This window comes from Fodinibacter luteus, from assembly GCF_039541575.1.
Taxonomy (GTDB): Bacteria; Actinomycetota; Actinomycetes; order Actinomycetales; family Dermatophilaceae; genus Fodinibacter; species Fodinibacter luteus.
On sequence record NZ_BAABGM010000025.1, the window covers coordinates 1 to 17,512 of the forward strand.

13 protein-coding genes are annotated in these 17,512 nt (G+C 72.2%); 3 read left to right on the forward strand and 10 right to left on the reverse strand.

All coding sequences use genetic code 11. The features are described from left to right. Positions 1-482 precede the first annotated feature (482 nt). Genes ABD899_RS16965 through rarD form a run of 3 tightly spaced genes read left to right on the forward strand, consistent with a single transcriptional unit; the run spans position 483 to position 4,431 of the window. Complete coding sequence (locus ABD899_RS16965) at positions 483-2,348, forward strand: 2-oxoacid:acceptor oxidoreductase subunit alpha (RefSeq protein ID WP_345208184.1); 1,866 nt, start codon at positions 483-485, stop codon at positions 2,346-2,348. 17 nt (positions 2,349-2,365) lie between these two features. Beyond that, complete coding sequence (locus ABD899_RS16970; protein ID WP_345208452.1) at positions 2,366-3,442, forward strand: 2-oxoacid:ferredoxin oxidoreductase subunit beta; 1,077 nt, start codon at positions 2,366-2,368, stop codon at positions 3,440-3,442. Further along, complete coding sequence (gene rarD / locus ABD899_RS16975; RefSeq protein WP_345208186.1) at positions 3,439-4,431, forward strand: EamA family transporter RarD; 993 nt, start codon at positions 3,439-3,441, stop codon at positions 4,429-4,431. The genes ABD899_RS16970 and rarD overlap by 4 nt, the downstream gene beginning before the upstream one ends. Positions 4,432-4,549: 118 nt before the next feature. Here rarD and ABD899_RS16980 read toward each other — a convergent pair whose 3' ends face one another. From ABD899_RS16980 to nuoL, 10 genes are all read right to left on the reverse strand, one after another. After that, positions 4,550-5,344 (reverse strand): potassium channel family protein, encoded by a 795-nt coding sequence (locus ABD899_RS16980; RefSeq protein ID WP_345208188.1) that lies wholly within the window; start codon positions 5,342-5,344, stop codon positions 4,550-4,552. Between the two features lie 229 nt (positions 5,345-5,573). Further along, positions 5,574-7,790 (reverse strand): catalase/peroxidase HPI, encoded by a 2,217-nt coding sequence (gene katG, locus ABD899_RS16985; protein WP_425474989.1) that lies wholly within the window; start codon positions 7,788-7,790, stop codon positions 5,574-5,576. 67 nt (positions 7,791-7,857) lie between these two features. Then, on the reverse strand, positions 7,858-8,289 hold the full coding sequence (locus tag ABD899_RS16990; protein WP_345208190.1) for a Fur family transcriptional regulator: 432 nt from the start codon (positions 8,287-8,289) through the stop codon (positions 7,858-7,860). A 38-nt stretch (positions 8,290-8,327) separates the two neighbouring features. Beyond that, positions 8,328-8,804 (reverse strand): nitroreductase/quinone reductase family protein, encoded by a 477-nt coding sequence (locus ABD899_RS16995; protein ID WP_345208192.1) that lies wholly within the window; start codon positions 8,802-8,804, stop codon positions 8,328-8,330. Between the two features lie 74 nt (positions 8,805-8,878). Next, complete coding sequence (locus tag ABD899_RS17000) at positions 8,879-10,180, reverse strand: D-arabinono-1,4-lactone oxidase (protein ID WP_345208193.1); 1,302 nt, start codon at positions 10,178-10,180, stop codon at positions 8,879-8,881. After that, complete coding sequence (locus ABD899_RS17005; RefSeq protein ID WP_345208195.1) at positions 10,177-11,322, reverse strand: alanine racemase; 1,146 nt, start codon at positions 11,320-11,322, stop codon at positions 10,177-10,179. Before ABD899_RS17005 ends, ABD899_RS17000 begins: the two co-directional genes overlap by 4 nt. A gap of 143 nt (positions 11,323-11,465) precedes the next feature. Beyond that, positions 11,466-12,485: a polyprenyl synthetase family protein gene (locus ABD899_RS17010; protein WP_345208197.1), complete on the reverse strand. Its 1,020-nt coding sequence runs from the start codon at positions 12,483-12,485 to the stop codon at positions 11,466-11,468. A 5-nt stretch (positions 12,486-12,490) separates the two neighbouring features. Further along, positions 12,491-14,041, reverse strand: coding sequence for an NADH-quinone oxidoreductase subunit NuoN (nuoN, locus tag ABD899_RS17015; RefSeq protein WP_345208199.1), 1,551 nt, complete (start codon positions 14,039-14,041; stop codon positions 12,491-12,493). After that, positions 14,038-15,576, reverse strand: coding sequence for an NADH-quinone oxidoreductase subunit M (locus ABD899_RS17020; protein ID WP_345208201.1), 1,539 nt, complete (start codon positions 15,574-15,576; stop codon positions 14,038-14,040). The genes nuoN and ABD899_RS17020 overlap by 4 nt, the downstream gene beginning before the upstream one ends. Next, on the reverse strand, positions 15,573-17,504 hold the full coding sequence (nuoL, locus tag ABD899_RS17025) for an NADH-quinone oxidoreductase subunit L (RefSeq protein WP_345208203.1): 1,932 nt from the start codon (positions 17,502-17,504) through the stop codon (positions 15,573-15,575). The genes ABD899_RS17020 and nuoL overlap by 4 nt, the downstream gene beginning before the upstream one ends. Positions 17,505-17,512: the final 8 nt, after the last annotated feature.

The following is a 17,512-nucleotide window of genomic DNA, read 5'->3' on the forward strand; positions in this document are numbered from 1 at the left end:
ACCCCCGCCAGCCACCCCTGGAACGCCACCACCGGCCCCACCACACCACCAGACGCGGCGGCGTCCCCGCCGGACGGCACGGCATCCGTCACCGGCCGCGGCACACCACTCCCCGGGCTGCCGCCCGGACCCTCACACCCCAGTTCCCCCGCCATGAGAAAACCGTACAGGTGTCCACCGACACCACACCTGAACCCGCCACCCCAGCTGTAGACGACGACAACCAACCGCCCGCCCTGTGGACGAACCAGCGAGAAGTTCGCGCGCCAGCCGCCCGATCCGCACCCGGCGAACACCCCGGGGACGCCACCAGGACGCCCCGAGGACGGCGCGAGGACACCCGGTGGACACCCGCGACCCACCCCCTCCAGCGACGTACGATGGAGAACGCTGCGCCCGCGGCACCGCGACCGCACTCGGCGGCCCCACCTCGGCACAGCACGACAACCCTCCTCCGCCGACCGACCAGGGTGACCAGACCAGTGAGCAGCAAGTCCGTCCGCACGCTCGACCGCGTGGTGATCCGCTTCGCCGGCGACTCCGGTGACGGCATGCAGCTCACCGGCGACCGGTTCACGAGCGACACCGCGACGATGGGCAACGACCTGTCGACGCTGCCCAACTTCCCCGCCGAGATCCGCGCCCCCCAGGGCACCCTGCCCGGCGTCTCGAGCTTCCAGCTGCACTTCGCCGACCACGACGTCCTCACCCCCGGCGACGCCCCCGACGTCCTCGTCGCGATGAACCCCGCCGCCCTCAAGGCCAACCTCTCCGACCTCCCCCGGGGCGCGACGGTCATCGTCAACACCGACGAGTTCACGACGCGCAACCTGGCCAAGGTCGGCTACGCCCAAAGCCCCCTGGACGACGGCACCCTCGACTCCTTCCACGTCCACCCGCTGGCCCTGACGAGCATCACCGTCGAGGCCCTCGCCGCGTTCGACAGCCTGAGCCGCAAGGAGAAGGAGCGCGCGAAGAACATGTTCGCGCTCGGCCTCCTGTCGTGGATGTACACCCGCCCCACGACGGGCACCGAGGCCTTCCTCACGAAGAAGTTCGGGGCCCGACCCGAGATCCTCGCGGCCAACCTCGCCGCCCTGCGCGCCGGCTGGAACTACGGCGAGACCACCGAGGACTTCGCCTCCTCGTACGTCGTCGCGCCCGCGAAGATGCCCCCCGGCACCTACCGCAACGTCACCGGCAACACCGCCCTCGCGCTCGGCCTCGTCGCGGCCGCGCACCGAGCGGGGCTCCCGCTCGTGCTCGGCTCGTACCCCATCACCCCTGCATCCGACGTCCTCCACGCGCTGGCCGCCCTGAAGCGCCACGGCGTGACGACCCTTCAGGCCGAGGACGAGATCGCCGGCATCGGCATCGCCCTCGGCGCGAGCTTCGGCGGCGCGATCGGAGTCACGACGACGTCCGGCCCCGGCGTGGCCCTCAAGTCGGAGACGATCGGCCTGGCCGTCTCCCTCGAGCTGCCGCTCGTCATCGTCGACGTGCAGCGCGGCGGCCCGTCCACCGGCCTGCCGACCAAGACCGAACAGGCCGACCTCCTCCAGGCGATGTTCGGCCGCAACGGCGAGTCCCCGGTGCCGATCGTCGCCCCGCGCACCCCTGCCGACTGCTTCGACGCCGCGATGGATGCCGTGCGCATCGCCACGACGTACCGCACCCCCGTCTTCCTCCTGTCCGACGGCTACCTCGCGAACGGCTCCGAGCCGTGGAGCGTGCCGGGCGTCGAGGACCTCCCCGACCTCCACGTCGCGTTCGCGAACGCGCCCAACGGCACCGACCCCAAGGGCGAGCCGACGTTCCACCCGTTCCTGCGCGACGAGCAGACCCTCGCCCGGCCGTGGGCGGTGCCCGGCACCCCGGGCCTCGAGCACCGCATCGGCGGTATCGAGAAGGCCGACGTCACCGGCAACATCTCCTACGACCCCGACAACCACGACCGGATGACCCGGTTGCGCCAGGCCAAGGTCGACGGCATCACGGTGCCCGACCTCGAGGTCGACGACCCGACGGGTGACGCCCGCGTGCTCGTGCTCGGCTGGGGCTCGACCTACGGCCCGATCGCGGCCGCGACGCGCGTCGTGCGCAACGCCGGCCAGGCCGTCGCCCGCGCCCACCTGGGCCACCTCAACCCCTTCCCGAGGAACCTCGCGAAGGTCATCCACGACTACGACCGGGTCGTCGTGCCCGAGATGAACCTCGGACAGCTCGCGCTGCTGCTGCGGGCCGAGTTCCTCGTCGACGTCCGGTCGCACACCTCGGTGCGCGGCCTGCCGTTCTCCACGGTCGAGCTCGCCGACGTCATCTCCACCACCCTCGAGGAGCTCTCGTGACCAGCGTGGACATCGGGATGCCGGTCAGCGGCCTCCAGTCCGTCCCCCACCTCCCCGACGAGGCCGGGAAGCAGACCAAGCGCGACTTCACCTCCGACCAGGAGGTGCGCTGGTGCCCGGGCTGCGGCGACTACGTCATCCTCGCGGCGGTGCAGTCCTTCCTGCCCGAGCTGGGCCTGAGGCGCGAGAACATCGTCTTCGTCTCCGGCATCGGCTGCTCGTCGCGCTTCCCGTACTACCTCGACACCTACGGCATGCACTCGATCCACGGCCGCGCGCCGGCCATCGCCACCGGCCTCGCGACGAGCCGCGCCGACCTGTCGGTGTGGGTCGTCACCGGCGACGGCGACGCCCTCTCGATCGGCGGCAACCACCTCATCCACGCCCTGCGGCGCAACGTCAACATGACGATCCTGCTCTTCAACAACCAGATCTACGGGTTGACCAAGGGGCAGTACTCCCCCACGTCGCGGGTCGGGCAGGTCACGAAGTCGACCCCGGCCGGCTCGGTCGACACCCCGTTCAACCCGGTGTCCCTGGCGCTCGGCGCCGAGGCGACCTTCGTCGCGCGGGCGATGGAGTCCGACCGCGCCGAGCTGACCGGCATCCTCAGGGCCGCCGCCGAGCACCGCGGTACCGCGCTCGTCGAGATCTACCAGAACTGCCCGATCTTCAACGACGGCGCGTTCGAGGTGCTCAAGGACCGCACCCAGCAGGAGGCCCGCATCGTGCGCCTGCGCTCCGGCGAGGCGGTGACCGTCGGGGCCGAAGGCGACCGCCGGGTGCTCGTCCGCAAGGGCTCGGGCACCATGAAGTTCGTCGCCGAGGCCGAGGCCGCCACCGGTGAGTCGGGCGCCGTCGTCGTCCACGACCCCACCCTCGACGACCCGTCCCAGGCGTTCCAGCTCTCGCGGCTCGACACCCCCGAGATGACGCACGTCCCCATGGGGATCTTCCGCCAGGTCTCCCGCCCGACGTACGACGACCTCGTCCGCGACCAGGTCGAGGCGGCGGTGAGCACCGCGGGCGGGCCCGCCACCGACGCCGACCTCGCCGAGCTGCTGCGCGGACGCGACACCTGGACCGTCGGGTGAGCCCGCCCCCGTCGGGCTCGACCACGGCGGGCGGCGACGAGGCGGAGGTCAGGCGAGGTACGGCATACGGCTTCCTCGCCTACGGCATCTGGGGTGCCTTCCCGATCTACTTCGCCGCGCTCGCGCCGTCGGGGGCGTGGGAGATCCTCGCCCACCGCATCGTGTGGACGCTCGTCGTGTGCGCCCTCGCCCTCGCCGTATTGCGCGACGTCGCCTGGGTGCGGCCCTTCGCACGCAACCGCCGGCTCGTCCTCGGCATCACCGCGGCCGCACTCGTGCTCTCGCTCAACTGGGTCGTCTACGTCTACGCCGTGCTCACGGAGCGCACCTACGAGGCGGCGCTCGGGTACTTCCTCAACCCGCTCATCACCATCGCCCTCGGGGTGCTCGTGCTCCGCGAGCGGCTGCGGCCCCTGCAGTGGGCGGCGGTCGGCATCGGCCTCCTCGCGGTCGTCGTCATGGCCGTCGGTGGCGGCGCGTTCCCGTGGATCGCCGTCGTGCTCGCCCTGTCGTTCGGCACGTACGGCCTCGTGAAGAAGAAGGTCGGCAGGTCGCTCGACGCGCTGCACTCCCTCGTCGCGGAGACCGCGGTCATGACCCCGTTCGCGGTGGCGATCCTCACGGTCCTCCTCGTCACCGGGGGGACGACCTTCCTCGGGCACGGTGGCGCGCACACCGCGCTGCTCGTCGCCTCGGGGGTGGTGACCGCGGTGCCGTTGCTCTTCTTCGCGGCCGCGGCCCGGCGCATCCCCCTCGTGACGATCGGCCTCCTGCAGTTCATCACCCCGGTCCTCCAGCTCGTCGTGGGGGTCGTCGTCCTCGACGAGACCGTCTCCACGCCGCACTGGGTCGGCTTCGGCATCGTCTGGGTCGCCCTCGTCGTGCTCACCGTCGACTCGCTGCGCGCGGCACGCACGACACGGAGCGAGCGCCGCGCCCTCGAGCCGGACGAGCCGAACGTCCCGGAGGTGGCCGAACCCTGCCCATGAGCGCCGAACCTGCCCTTCGGCACTCAACGGGCACACCCCCACTCAACCCGACACGTGTTGTCCTGCAAGGCTGGGGCTCATCGGGTGACCCGAAACACCCCGGGTGCCGCGCGGCGGCTCAGCCGGAGTCCGGGTCCGAGGGTCGGCGGCGCAGGATGCCGTCGAGCTCGTCGATGGCGGCCTGTTGTTCCACGAGCAGCGCACGCAGGTGCTCGACCCGCTGGCGGGTGTCGTCGCCCGGCTCGACCCGACGCGGCGGCTTGGGGGCGAGGAAGAGGTTGGCGAGGTAGCCCGTGAAGGTGCCGAAGATGCCGACCCCGATGACGATGACGAGGGCGCCGAGGAAGCGGCCACCGGTGGTCACGGGGAACTGGTCGCCGTAGCCCACGGTCGAGATCGTCACCATGACGTACCAGATGGCGTCGGACGCCGTCGTGATGTTCGCGTCCGGTGCGCCCTGCTCGAGGGCGAGCATCCACAGGCTGCCGAACTCGAGCACGAGGATGCCCATGAGGAGCAGGGTGAGCAGGGCGCTGCCGGCCCGGTTGCGCATCAGCCGGTTGCCGATGACCCGGATGCCGTTCGCCCGCAGCAGCCGGAACACCCGCACGAGGCGGAAGATGCGCAGGATCTTCAGCTGCTGGACCGGCAGGCTCGCGAGCAGGTCGGCCCAGCCGTGCTGCCGCACGAGGTAGTCCGACCGGGACGGCGCCGAGAGGAGCCGGTAGAGGAAGTCGACGAAGAGGATGACGGTCAGCACGACGTTCATGACGAGCAGGACCGTGTCCAGGCTCGGGTCCCGCACGGCGTAGATGAGCACGAGGTTGAGGATCGACAGCACGGAGACGGCGCCCACGAAGATCTCGTAGCCGATGTCCTTGAGCTCGTTCGCGCCCGCCTTCGGTGGGGTCATTCTCGCCGCCCTCGCCTGTGCTCGCGGGCCGCCGCTCGTCGGCACCCGCCGGGACGATCGTCCCCGCGGTGGCGGCCCGTCGGCATCACCCGGGAGGGGTGGACGTCCCGTCGCAGCCGTGACGGCGGTCCCCCCGGCGGCCTGGCGGTCCCGGCGTCCGAGCGGTCCCGGCAGGGCGACCGGGCCCGGGCGCTCGACGGCGCCCGGGCCCAGCCTCTCCCCGCCGGGGTCAGGGGTGCAGGTCGAAGCGGTCGAGCTCCATGACCTTGGCCCACGCGGCGACGAAGTCGCGGACGAACTTCTCCCCGGCGTCCTCGCTCGCGTAGACCTCGGCGATCGCGCGCAGCTGCGAGTGCGAGCCGAAGACGAGGTCGACCGCCGTCGCCTGCCACCTCACCTCGCCCGTCGCGACGTCACGGCCGTCGTAGACGTTCTCGGTGGACTTCGAGACCGACCACTCGGTGCCCGGCGCGAGGAGAGTGCGGAAGAAGTCGTTCGTCAGCTGGCCCCTGCGCTCGGTGAGCACGCCGAGGTCGGAGTCGCCCGTGTTCGCCCCCATCGCCCGCATGCCGCCGACGAGCACGGTCATCTGCGGGGCCGACAGGTTGAGCAGGTTCGCCCGGTCGAGCAGGAGCGTCTCGGGGGAGAGCTTCTCGCCGGGGCGCAGGTAGTTGCGGAACCCGTCGGCCCGCGGCTCGAGCACCCGGAAGGACTCGGTGTCGGTCAGCTCCTGGGTGGCGTCGGTGCGCCCGGGGCGGAACGGCACGGTCACCTCGTGGCCCGCGTCGCGGGCCGCCTGCTCGACCGCGGCCGAGCCGGCGAGCACGATGAGGTCGGCGAGCGAGATCTTCGCCCCGCCCTGCGCGTCGAAGTCCGCCTTGACCCGCTCGAGCGCACCGAGCACGGTGTCGAGCTCGGCGGCGTCGTTGGACTCCCAGCCACGCTGCGGCTCGAGCCGGATCCGGGCGCCGTTCGCGCCGCCGCGCTTGTCGGTGCCGCGGAAGCTGGCCGCCGAGGCCCACGCCGTGCGCACGAGCTGCTGCACGCTCAGGCCGGCGCCGAGGACGGCCTCCTTGAGGGCGGCGACGTCGGCGTCCGAGACGAGCTCGTGGTCGACGGGCGGCACGGGGTCCTGCCAGAGCTGCGGCTCCGGCACCCACGGGCCGAGGTAGCGCTCGATCGGGCCCATGTCGCGGTGGAGGAGCTTGTACCAGGCCTTGGCGAAGGCGAGCCGGAACTCCTCGGGGTTCTCGTGGAAGCGGCGGGAGATCTTCTCGTACTCGGGGTCGAAGCGCAGGGCGAGGTCCGAGGTGAGCATCCGCGGCTCGCGCCGGCGAGTGGCGTCGTGCGCGCCGGGCACCATGTCCGAGCCGGCGCCGTTCCTCGGGCTCCACTGGTGGGCACCGGCCGGGGACTTCGTGAGCTCCCAGTCGTAGGCGAACAGGATGTGGAAGAACTCGTTGTCCCACCGGGTCGGGTGGTAGGTCCACGTGACCTCGAGGCCCGAGGTCATCGTGTCGTCGCCCTTGCCGGTGCCGTACGACGACTTCCAGCCCAGGCCCTGGTGCTCGACCGGGCAGCCCTCGGGCTCGGGCCCGACGAGGTCGGGGTCGCCCGCGCCGTGCGTCTTGCCGAAGGTGTGGCCGCCGGCGATGAGCGCGACGGTCTCCTCGTCGTTCATGGCCATCCGGGCGAAGGTCTCGCGGATGTCGCGCGCCGACTTCACCGGGTCGGGCTCGCCGTTGGGACCCTCGGGGTTGACGTAGATGAGCCCCATCTGCACGGCGCCGAACGGGCTCGCCAGCTCGCGGTCGCCGCTGTAGCGGGCGTCGCCGAGCCACGCGTCCTCGGAGCCCCAGAACACCTCCTCCGGCTCCCAGACGTCGCGCCGGCCGAAGGCGAACCCGAAGGTCTCGAAGCCCATGTCCTCGAGGGCGACGTTGCCGGCCAGGACGAGGAGGTCGGCCCACGAGACCTTCTGGCCGTACTTCTGCTTGACCGGCCACAGGAGACGGCGGGCCTTGTCGAGGTTGGCGTTGTCGGGCCAGCTGTTGAGGGGCGCGAAGCGCTGCTGCCCGTCACCGGCCCCGCCGCGCCCGTCCCAGATGCGGTAGGTGCCGGCGGCGTGCCAGCTCATCCGGATGAAGAGCGGGCCGTAGTGCCCGAAGTCGGCCGGCCACCAGTCCTGCGAGGTCGTCATGACCTCGACGATGTCGCGCTTGAGGGCCTCGACGTCGAGCTCGGCGACCTGCGCCGCGTAGTCGAAGTCGGCGTCGAGCGGGTTGGTGGCGGGCGAGTGCCGGTGCAGCACCGACAGGTCGATCTGGTTCGGCCACCAGTCCTGGTTCGTCCTGGGCCGGTGGGGGTTCGGGGTGGGGGCGTCGATCGCCGGGTTCTCGCTCTCGCTCCCCTGGTCCGTCACGCCGTTGGTGGTCACGTCGCTCACGTCGCTCTCTCCTGTTCGTTGTGCGTCGGTCGGTGGGTTCGTCGGGTCTCGGGTGGTGGGATGCCGGTCAGCTCGTCGGGTGGCCCCCGCACCGGGCGCACAGGCCCCAGTAGACGACCTCGGCCTCGTCGATGCGAAAGCCCACGTCGTCGGATGCCGTGAGGCAGGGGGTGTGCCCCACCGCGCAGTCGACGTCGGCGATCGCGCCGCACGAGCGGCAGACCGCGTGGTGGTGGTTGTCACCGACCCTGCTCTCGTACCGGGCAACGGACCCCGCCGGCTGGATCCGCCGGAGCAGTCCCGCGCTCGTGAGCGCCCGGAGCACGTCGTAGACGGCCTGGTGCGACACCTCGCCGAGGTCGCTGCGGACGAGGTCGATGACGACGTCGGTCGTCGCGTGCGGGTGCTCGCGGACGGCGGAGAGCACGGCCACCCGGGGCCGGGTCACCCGCAGCGACGCGTCGCGCAGCACCTGCTCGACGTCGGGGGTGTGAGGCACGCCTGCAGTCTGGCGGCAGATCTGGAACGAGTCAAGAGTTAACGCGGCACGGCATCCCGCGGCTCGAGGACGACGACGGCCGTCTCGGACGACCGCCTCGCGGCCAGCGCGTCGAGGCCCTCGTCGATCTCGCGCCACCGCGCCCAGAGGCGCTCGCGCTCGGCGCCGTGCGCCGCACGGCCGGTGACCTGCCGGACCTCGCCCCTGAGGACGACCTCGGCGTCGGGATGGGCCCGCAGGTTGAGCCACCACGCGGGCTCCCCCTCGGCCCACCCGTTCATGGCGAGGGTGACCAGGTCGGGGCCGTCCTCGTAGTACCCGAGGATGACGCTGCGTGGCTGCCCGGAGCGCCGGCCGGTCGTCGTGAGGCGCAGGGTGCCCCAGCGGCCGGGCCGAGGCCGCCACAGGCCGAGCCGCCCGCGGGTGCCGCGGTAGATCGCACGGTGCACGTACCAGGCCGTGACGACGAACCAGCGCGGCGGCATCCGGGGTGCTCGAGCTCGCTCGTCCGACATGGGCCGCCACCTCCGATCGGCCCGACCCTAGACCGTCGGGCCTGCCGGGGGAAGCCGCACAGGCCCCGGGCCGCTCAGTCGCCGAGGAGGTGGCGCACGTGCGCGTTCGTGAACACGCGGCCCGGGTCGAGGCGCTCGCGCACGGCCCGGAAGGGCTCGAACCGCGGGTAGAGGTCGCGCAGCCGCTGGGCCCCGAGGGTGTGCACCTTGCCCCAGTGCGGCCGCCCCGCGTGCTCGGCGACGATCGCCTCGAACGCGGCGAAGAGCGGGGCCGGGTCCATCCGGTGGTACTGGTGCACGGCGACGTAGCCGCTGTCCCGCTCGAACGCCGTCGAGAGCCACACGTCGTCGGCGCCGACGAAGCGCAGCTCGACCGGGAACGGCACGGGGGCCCGGGTGCGCTCGAACCACGACCGCAGCTCGCCGATGACGGCCCCGACCGACGCCCGTGGCACGGCGTACTCGCTCTCGACGAACCGCACCCGCCGCGACGAGCAGAACACCCGCCACGAGTCGTCGGCGAACTCACGTGCGCCGAGCAGGCGCGCGGCGACCTCGTTGACCACCGGCACGGATGCCGGCAGCGCGGCGGCCAGCCGGTTGGTCGCCTCGAACACCCCGTTCGCGAGCAGCTCGTCGTCGAGCCGGGCCCGCCACGGGGTGAGGGGCCCGGGCCCCTCGTGCGCCCCGACGACGTCGTTGCGCTTGACGCTGACGCGGTCGGTGTGCGGGAACCAGAGCACGTCGACGTGGTCGTGCCCGTCGACCTCGGCCTGCAGGCGCGGCAGGAGCCTCGAGAGGGCCTGCGCCGACTCCTTGGCGTGGAGGCGGAACGCGGGGACGCACTGCAGCTCGACCTCGACGACGACGCCGAGCGCGCCGAGCCCCACCCGGGCGGCCGCGAACACCTCCGGGTCCACCTCGACCGAGCAGGTCAGCGTCGAGCCGTCGGCGAGCACGAGGGTCAGCCCGCACACCGCGGACGCGATGCCCTGCCGCCGCATCCCCGTGCCGTGCGTCCCGGTGGCGATCGCGCCGCTGATCGTCTGGCGGTCGATGTCGCCGAGGTTGGGCAGCGCCAGGCCGAGCCGCTGGAGCGCCGGGTTGAGCACGTGGAGGGGGGTCCCGCCGAGGACCCGCACCCGGCCCCTTTCGCGGTCGACGGCGGTGACCCCGCTCAGCTCGTCGACGTGCAGCAGCAGCCCGTCCGTGGCGACGAGCGGGGTGAAGGAGTGGCCCGAGCCGGCGACCCGCACGGTGAGCCCGGCGGATGCCGCCCGCGTGACCGCCGCCGCGACGGCATCCACCGTTCCCGCGTGCACGACCTCGCGAGGAGACGCGGTCACGGTGCCGGCCCAGTTGCGCCAGAGCGTCATCCGAAGTTGCGCCCCTCCCCCCGGTACGAGGGCACCGAGGCGACGAGGGCCCCGCCGCGCACGAGCCGCACCGTGTCGAAGCGCTCGAGCAGCTCCCCCGCCTTGGCCCCACGCAGCCAGACCCGGTCGCCGAGCCGCAGCGCGTCTGCGTCGTCCCCGCGCAGCGGCGTCTGCACCTCGCCGGCCGCCTCGGTGCGCAGCAGCGCCAGGCCGCGGCGCACCGGCGACGGCACCCGTGACCAGCCCGGCTCCCCGCTCGCGACGTACCCGCCGCCGAAGGCGGTGACGACGCCGCGTGCGGGGCGGCGCACGACGGGCAGGGCGAACGCCATCGCCGGCCTCGGGGAGAACCCGTCGTAGCCGTCGAAGAGCGTCGGGGCGTACAGGCCCGAGCCCGCGGCCAGCTCGGTGACGACGGGGTCGTCGCGGAACAGGTGGAGGCTGCCGGTGCCGCCCGCGTTGACGAACCGCAGGTCGACCTCGCCGCGGACGGCCTCGACGACGTCGCGGCGTCGGTGCGCCAGCTCGCCCACTGACCGCCGCTTGAGGGCGCGGACGTGCGGGCCGGCATCCGGCAGGCCCGCGACCTGCGCGTCGTAGGTCATCACCCCCCGCACGTCGAGCCCCACACCGAGGGCGGCGCGCACGACGGCGAGCGCCTGCGCCGGCGTGCGGGTCGGCGACCGCCGGACCCCGAGGTGGAGCCGCCCGACGCGCACCGAGGCGTCGACGTCGAGGGCGACCCCGAGCCCCGCGACCTGCGCACCGAGCGTGTCGCGCAGCCAGCGCACGTGCTCGACCGAGTCGACCGTCAGCGTGACCTCGGCCCGCAGCCGGTCGTCGGCCGCGACCGCGCGGATCGCCTCGACGTCGACCGACGGGTACGCGACGAACACGTCACGCACCCCCGAGGAGGCCAGCCACACCGCCTCGGCCACGGCGTACGCCATGACACCGGCGAACCCGGGGCGCGCGAGCACGCGTTCGAGCAGGGCGCGGCAGCGCACCGACTTCGAGGCGACCCGGACGGGAAGGCCCGCGGCGCGGGCGAGCAGGTCGTCGGCGTTCGCGTCGAAGGCGTCGAGGTCGACGGCGACGAGGGGGGCCGGCAGCCCGGACGTCGCGCGCTCCCAGGGGTCCACGGACCGACCCTACCCACCGCAACGTCCGGCGCCCCGGGGGTCCTGACCCCCAACCTGCCGGACGCAGCGCAGCAGTCTGGCGCAACGTCCGGCACCTTGGGGGACCTGGCCCCCAAGGTGCCGGACGCAAGGAGCAGTGCGGATCAGCCGACGCGCGTGACGACACCGGTGGCGAGGGCGTGGAGGGCGTCGCGGGCGTCGCTGTCGGGCAGGGTGGCGAGCACGTCCTGCGCCTCGCGCGCCACGGCGTAGGTGTGCTCGCGGGCCCGGTCCATCGCGGGGTGGACACGCAGCAGGCGCAGGGCCTCGTCGAGCCGGGCGTCATCGGTGAGGTCCCCGGTGAGCAGGTCGCGCAGGCGTGCGTCGGCGGGGTCGGGCGACCCGAGGACGTAGAGCACGGGCAGGGTCCGCTTGCCCTCGCGCAGGTCGGTGCCCGGGGTCTTGCCGGTCTCGTCGGCCTCGGACTCGATGTCGATGAGGTCGTCGGCGAGCTGGAAGGCCACGCCGAGCCGCTCCCCGAAGTCACGCATCGTCTCGACCGTGGCGGCGTCGCAACCCGAGAACATCGCGCCGTAGCGGGCGGCCGTGGCGATGAGCACGCCGGTCTTGTCGGCGAGCACCCCGAGGTAGTAGTCGACCGGGTCGGTGCCCGCGGGGCACGGCCGGTCGTCGCGGATCTGGCCGGAGCACAGCCGCACGAAGGTCTGGGCCTGGATCTTGACGGCCTCGGGACCGAGGTCGGCCACGATGTCGGAGGCCGTGCCGAAGAGCAGGTCACCGACGAGGATCGCCGTGGAGTTGCCGTAGGCCGCGTTGGCGCTCGGGGCACCGCGGCGCACGTCGGCCTCGTCCATGACGTCGTCGTGGTAGAGCGAGGCGAGGTGGGTGAGCTCGACCCCCGCGGCCGCCGCGACGACCCGCTCGTCGATGCCGGCGCCGAGCTCGGCCGCGAGCAGCGTGAGCAGGGGCCGGAACCGCTTGCCGCCGGCCGCCGTGAGGTGCGAGCCCGCCTCGGCGATGAACGGGTCGTCGTGGTCGACGCGCGCCGTGATGAGCGCGTTGACGGCGGTGAGCCCGTCGGCGAGGCGGCTTCGCAGCCGCTCGGAGGCCCCGGGCAGCTCGAGCACCGAGGGGGTGCCGCGTTGCGTCGGTTCCGCCGTCACCGGGGTCACAGGAGGAACTCGGAGGCCGAGCTCGCGAGGTCGAGGGCGAACCCGGGGACGATGCCGAGGACGACGGTCGCGAGGACGCCGACCGTGATGCCGATCGTCGACGGCACCGACGGGGTGAGGGCGACGACCTCGTCCCCGGTGGCGTCGGTGAAGTACATGAGGACGATGAGGCGGACGTAGACGAACGCGGTGACGGCCGACGCGAGCACGGCGATGAGGACGAGGACGGCCCCGCCCGGCCCTGCCTCGACGGCGGGCGCGAACGCCGCGAACTTCGCCGTGAACCCCGACGTCAGTGGGATGCCCGCGAACGCGAGGAGGAGGAAGCTGAAGGCGCCCGCGACGACCGGGTGCCGCCGGCCGAGGCCGGCCCACTGCGACAGGTGCGAGGCCTCCGAGCCGCCCTGGCGCACCATGGCGATGATGCCGAACGCCGCGATCGTGGCGAAGCCGTAGGCGACGAGGTAGAACATGACGCCGCCGATCGCCGCCTGCGAGAAGGCGAGGACACCGACGAGGATGAAGCCCGCGTGGGCGATCGAGGAGTAGGCGAGGAGGCGCTTGACGTCGGTCTGGGTCACCGAGAGCACGGCACCGACGACCATCGTGAGGACGGCGATGACGTAGACGCCGTCCTGCCAGTCCCACCGGTTGGCGCCGACCGCGACGAAGGTGACCCGCAGGATGACGCCGAAGGCGGCGAGCTTCGTGCAGGCGGCCATGAACCCGGTGACCGGCGTCGGGGCGCCCTGGTAGGCGTCGGGGGTCCACGAGTGGAACGGCACGGCGCCGACCTTGAAGAGCAGCCCGACGAGCACGAGCACGACGCCGGGGACGAGCAGCCCCTCGAGGTCGCCGGATGCCGTCGAGATGGCCCGGGAGATCGCGCTCAGGTCGGACGAGCCGGCGTAGCCGAAGAGCAGGGCCGACCCGAAGAGGAAGAACGCGCTCGAGAAGGCGCCGAGGAGGAAGTACTTGAGCGCGGCCTCCTGCGAGAGCAGGCGGCGACGGCGGGCGAGCCCGGTCATGACGTACAGCGGCAGGGAGAGCACCTCGAGGCCGACGAACATCGTGATGAGGTCGTTCGCGGTGAGGAAGACCATCATCCCGAGCACCGCGAAGAGGGTGAGCGGGAAGACCTCGGAGGTCGCGTACCCGGCGCGGGTCGCGGCATCCTCCTGGCTCGAGCCCGGCGTCGAGGCCCCCATCGGGGTGAAGGCGTCGGCGCCGACGCCGCCGAAGCGCTCGGCCATGATGAGCACGCTGATGACCGACAGGAGCAGCAGCGCGCCCATGAGGAAGACCGAGACACCGTCGATGACGACCGACCCGCCGAGGGTCACCGTGTGCGACTGGCTCGACCAGGCGACGAGCGCTGCGAAGGCCCCGGCGAGGGTGAGCGTCGTGAGCCACACCTGGATGCCGTGGCGGTGCCGGCGCGGTGCGAAGGCCTCGACGACGACCCCGACGAGGGCACCCGCCGCGACGACGAGGATCGGCGCGATCGCGGCGTAGTCGACGTCGACGGCCTGGAACTCGGGGTTCACTTCTCACTCCCGGAGGCGTTGGCGGGCGCCGGGTCCGAGACGCCGACGATCTGCAGCGTGCGGTCCACGGCGGGGTTGAGGAGGTCGAGCACCGGCTTCGGGAAGAAGCCGAGGAGCAGGAAGGAGGCGATGATCGGTACGACGACGACCCGCTCGCGCACCGACAGGTCGGGCGGGGCCTCGCCCTCCGCGAAGGCCGGCTTCGGCCCGGTCATGACGCGCTGGTACATGAGCAGGATGTAGAGCGCCGCGAGCACGATGCCGAGCGCCGCGATGACGGCGGCCCACTGGTAGCGCATGAACGTGCCCTGCAGGACGAGGAACTCCGACACGAACGACGACAGGCCGGGCAGCGCCAGGCTGGACAGGCCGACGACGAGGAAGGTGCCGGCGAGCACGGGGGTGACCCGCTGCCAGCCGCCGTAGTCGGGGATCCGCTTGCTCCCGCGCCGGGCGACGAGGAAGCCGGCGAGGAGGAACAGGCCGGCCGTGGAGAAGCCATGGTTGACCATGTAGAGCGTCGACCCCGCGCCCCCGACGCTCGTCAGGGCGAAGATGCCGAGCACGATGAAGCCGAAGTGGCTGATCGAGGTGAACGCGATGAGCCGCATCATGTCGGTCTGGCCGATCGCAAGGAGCGCGCCGTAGACGACCGAGATGACCGCGAGCGTGATGACGACGGGGGTCGCCCACTGCGTGGCCTCGGGGAAGAGCTGGAGGCAGAAGCGGATCATCCCATAGGTGCCGACCTTGTCGAGCACGCCGACGAGGAGCACCGCGGTCGCGGGCCGCGCCTCGGTGGCGGCGTCGGGGAGCCACGTGTGCACCGGCCACATCGGGGCCTTGACGGCGAACGCGACGAAGAAGCCGACGAACATCCAGCGCAGTGCGGCCGTCGAGCCCTCGAGGTTGCCGGTGAGGTTCTCGACGAGGAAGCCGTCGGGCCCGCCGGGCCCGGCGACGTACACCGCGATGACGGCCACGAGCATGACGAGGCCGCCGGCGAGGGAGAACAGGAGGAACTTCATCGCGGCGTACTGGCGCCGCGGGCCGCCGAACATCCCGATGAGGAAGTACACCGGGATGAGCATCGCCTCGAAGAAGACGTAGAAGAGGAAGACGTCGGTGGCCGCGAAGACCCCGACCATGAACGCCTCGAGCACGAGCATGAGCGCGAAGTAGCGCTTCTCGCGCGACGAGCCCTCGTCGGTGACGTCGTTCCACGCCGCGAGGAGGCAGACCGGGGTGAGGATCGCCGCCATGACGATGAGCGACAGGGCGATGCCGTCGACGCCGACGGCGTACGAGACCCCGAACTGCGGGATCCACGGGTGGACCTCGGCGAGCTGGAACTGCTCGGTGGAGCCGGCGTCGAAGCGCACCCAGGCGAGCACCGCGAGGAGCAGCGTCACGAGCGAGAACCCGAGCGCCACCGGCTTCGCGTGGCGGGCCGACTCCCCCGGGAGCGCGGCGACGACGAGCGCGCCGACGAGCGGCACGACCATCATCAGGGTGAGCAGGGGCAGGGAGTTCACTGGATCACCCACAGAGCGCCGAGGACGGTGACGACACCGGTGAGCATCGTCAGGGCATACGACCGGGCGTAGCCGGTCTGGAGGCGACGCAGCCTCGAGGACAGCCCGCCGACGAAGGCGGCCAGACCGCCCGCGGCACCGTCGACACCGCGCGCGTCGGCGAAGACGAGCCCACGGGTCAGGTGGATGCCGGGGCGCATGAACAGGCCCTCGTTGATGGCGTCCTGGTACAGGTCCTGGCGGGCCGCGCGGGTGAGCACCGAGCCCCGCGGCGCGACCTCCGGCACGACGTCCTTCGCGTAGCGCGTCCACGCGAGGTAGGCGCCGGCGGCGACGAGGACGAGGGTGAGGCCCATGATGACGGGGACCGGCAGCACCGGGTGCTCCTCGCCGTGCTCGCCGACGACGGGCGCGAGCCATTCGTTGAGAAGGTTCGTCGGCCCGAGGACGAGGCCGAGGAACGCCGACCCGACGGCGAGCACGATCATCGGCACCGTCATCGTGCGGGGCGACTCGTGCGGGTGGGCGTCGTCGGCCCAGCGTCGCTCGCCGTGGAAGGTCATGAAGAACAGGCGGGACATGTAGAACGCCGTGATGCCGGCACCGACGAGCGCGGCACCGCCGAGCACCCACGGCTGCCAGCCCTCGCCGACGAACGCGGCCTCGATGACCTTGTCCTTGGACCAGAAGCCGGAGAACGGCGGCACACCGAGGATCGCGAGCCAGCCCAGCCCGAAGGTGACCCAGGTGATCTTCATGACCGTCGACAGCCCGCCGTAGCGGCGCATGTTGACCTCGTCGTTCATCCCGTGCATGACCGACCCGGCGCCGAGGAACATCCCGGCCTTGAAGAAGCCGTGGGTCAGCAGGTGGAAGATCGCGAAGGCGTACCCGACGGGGCCGAGGCCGGCCGCGAGCATCATGTAGCCGATCTGGCTCATCGTCGACGCGGCGAGGGCCTTCTTGATGTCGTCCTTGGCGCAGCCGACGACCGCCCCGAAGATGAGGGTGATCGCCCCGACGAGGGCGACGGCGAGGCGGGCGTCGGGGGTCGCGTCGTAGATGACGTTCGAGCGCACGACGAGGTAGACGCCGGCGGTGACCATCGTCGCCGCGTGGATGAGCGCGGACACCGGCGTCGGGCCGGCCATCGCGTCACCGAGCCACGACTGGAGCGGGAACTGCGCCGACTTGCCTGCGGCGCCGACGAGGAGGAGCAGGCCGATCGCGGTGAGCGCGCCCTGGTTGGCGGCGGCGACACCCTCGTTGACCGTCGCGTAGTCGACGCCGCCGAAGGTGACGAACATGACCATGATCGCGATCGACAGGCCGAGGTCGCCGACCCGGTTGACGAAGAACGCCTTGTTCGCGGCGGTCGCGTAGGCCGGGTTCCAGTTCCAGAAGCCGATGAGGAGGTACGAGGCGAGGCCGACGCCCTCCCAGCCGACGAAGAGCAGCAGGTAGGAGTCGGCGAGCACGAGCAGGAGCATCGACGCGATGAACAGGTTGAGGTACGCGAAGAAGCGCCGCTTGTCGGGGTCGTGCTCCATGTACCCGATCGAGTACACGTGGATGAGCGACCCGACGAAGGTGATGAGCATGACGAAGCTCATCGACAGCGGGTCGACGAGCAGCCCGATGTCGAGCTGGAAGGCGCCGGCGGGCACCCAGTTCCACAGGGTGAGGTGCTGGGCCCGCTCCTCCGCGGCGAGGCCGACGAGCTGGAGGAGCACGACGACGCCGACGACGAAGGACCCCCACGACAGCGCGGTCGCGAGCAGCGGCCCGACCCGGTCGGTGCGTCGCCCCCCGAGCAGGAGCACGGCGGCACCGAGCAGGGGCAGGGCGATGAGCAGCCACGCGAACGCGGATGCTCCGCTCGCGTCGACCGCGGCCAGCCCGCTGCCCTCGGTGATGAGTGAGGTCACTGGTGCTC

Coding starts and splice junctions, on each gene's coding strand:
- ABD899_RS17000 (WP_345208193.1), bottom strand. CDS start 10,180: ATGACGCTCTGGCGCAACTGGGCCGGCACCGTGACCGCGTCTCCTCGC.
- ABD899_RS16995 (WP_345208192.1), bottom strand. CDS start 8,804: ATGTCGGACGAGCGAGCTCGAGCACCCCGGATGCCGCCGCGCTGGTTC.
- ABD899_RS16980 (WP_345208188.1), bottom strand. CDS start 5,344: ATGACCCCACCGAAGGCGGGCGCGAACGAGCTCAAGGACATCGGCTAC.
- ABD899_RS16970 (WP_345208452.1), top strand. CDS start 2,366: ATGCCGGTCAGCGGCCTCCAGTCCGTCCCCCACCTCCCCGACGAGGCC.